At 67.5% G+C, this 1,372-nt stretch carries 2 protein-coding genes; both read right to left on the bottom strand.

What is annotated here, in order from left to right:
* Positions 1 to 450, bottom strand: a 450-nt coding sequence (locus AB4Y87_RS25855; protein ID WP_442007078.1) for a SpaH/EbpB family LPXTG-anchored major pilin, incomplete at its 3' end; no start/stop codon positions are given.
* Positions 451 to 604: 154 nt separating this feature from the next.
* A partial coding sequence (locus tag AB4Y87_RS25860) for a prealbumin-like fold domain-containing protein (protein ID WP_442007079.1) occupies positions 605 to 1,372 on the bottom strand: 768 nt, incomplete at its 5' end.

Here is a 1,372-nt window from a genome sequence, read left to right on the forward strand (position 1 = left end):
CGTTTCCGTCACCAGGTACAGGCCCACCGGCAACGCGGTGAACCCGGCGGTCCCGGCAGCGTCGGTGGTCTTCGCCTGGGCAGCGCCCAGGGTGTACCCGGCACCGGTGATCGAGGCCGCCGGGTTGGCCGGGGCGAACACGCCCGAAAGGTTGTGCGCCGCGTCCCAGCCGGCGTTGGTCGAGAGGTCAATGGTGTTGACCTGCTGGATCGTGAACTCGATACCGGCCAACGGTGTCAGGCCGGTGGTGTCCACGGACGTGCCGTTGTGCGGCAGGCCCGTCGGGGTGGAGGGACGTTCGAACTTGTGGACCGTGATGGAACCGGTCTTGTCCCCATCAACCAGGGGCGCAGCCGAGGCCGGGGCCACGGAGAAGGACATCGCCAACACCGCCCCGGCGATCGTAGCGGCGGCGGTCTTCCAAAGCCGCCCGGTGTTGTGATTACTCACTGTGTATTCCTCTTTCATCGTGATGGTTTTTCATAGCGGTGGTGCTGATGCTCGGAAATGAACATTCGCTGCCCCCGCCCCGCAAACACGCACGCAGGGCAGGGGAATTCTTCTAGGTACTAGTGGGCTAGTGCCGGGTAGTGGTGGGCTCGTGTCAGGTAGTGGTGGGCTCCTGCTGGCGGCGGCGGTTGGCGGCCAGGGGCAGGGCGGCCAGCAGCAGGACTGATCCGGCGGTGGTGAAGGGCCACCAGCCGATGCCGCCGGACTCGGGCAGCTTCAGTGCCGGCACGTCCCGGACCGTGAGGAGGAAGATCCCGTCCCCGTCCGTGTCGGTGCTGGTCACAACCCCACTACCGGCGCCTTGGCCCTGGGAACCCTGTCCCAGGGTGAGGGCGCCGGTGGTGGCGAGGGTGAATTTCACCGGTTCGGCGAGCAGGTTGAACCCGGCCGGGGCCTTGGTTTCCTTCAGCCAGTAGGTTCCGGGCTGGATTCCTTCGAGTTGGAACCGGCCGGTTTGCCCTGCTACGGCGGTGACGGCCGGGCTTCCCAGGAGGGCGCCGGGGGCGCCGTTGTTGTCCACGTGCACGGCCCAGGTGGAGCCGGCCATCGGCACCCAGGTGCCTCCGGAGGATTCGCCGATCTTCTCGATCAACACCTTGCCCGGGGTGCGGTGCGTGGTGGTGCAGTCAGGGCCCGGCCCGCTGGAACCTGGTGCGCACGTCTGCGGTGCGGTGGTGGTCGCCGTACCCGTCACCATGTTGACAAGCTCCTTGTTCCACGCCCCGGCCTTGACCACGACGCTGTACTTCAAGGTGGCCGTCTGCCCGGCCGGCAACGTGAACGCCGCCGTGCTCAGCAGGGTGGAGGGCGGTACGGGATTGGCTACCGCCACGGGTGTTCCCGTGCCGATCACCAGGGTCGC

The organism is Paenarthrobacter sp. RAF54_2 (assembly GCF_052113945.1).
In the GTDB taxonomy this organism is placed as follows: domain Bacteria; phylum Actinomycetota; class Actinomycetes; order Actinomycetales; family Micrococcaceae; genus Arthrobacter.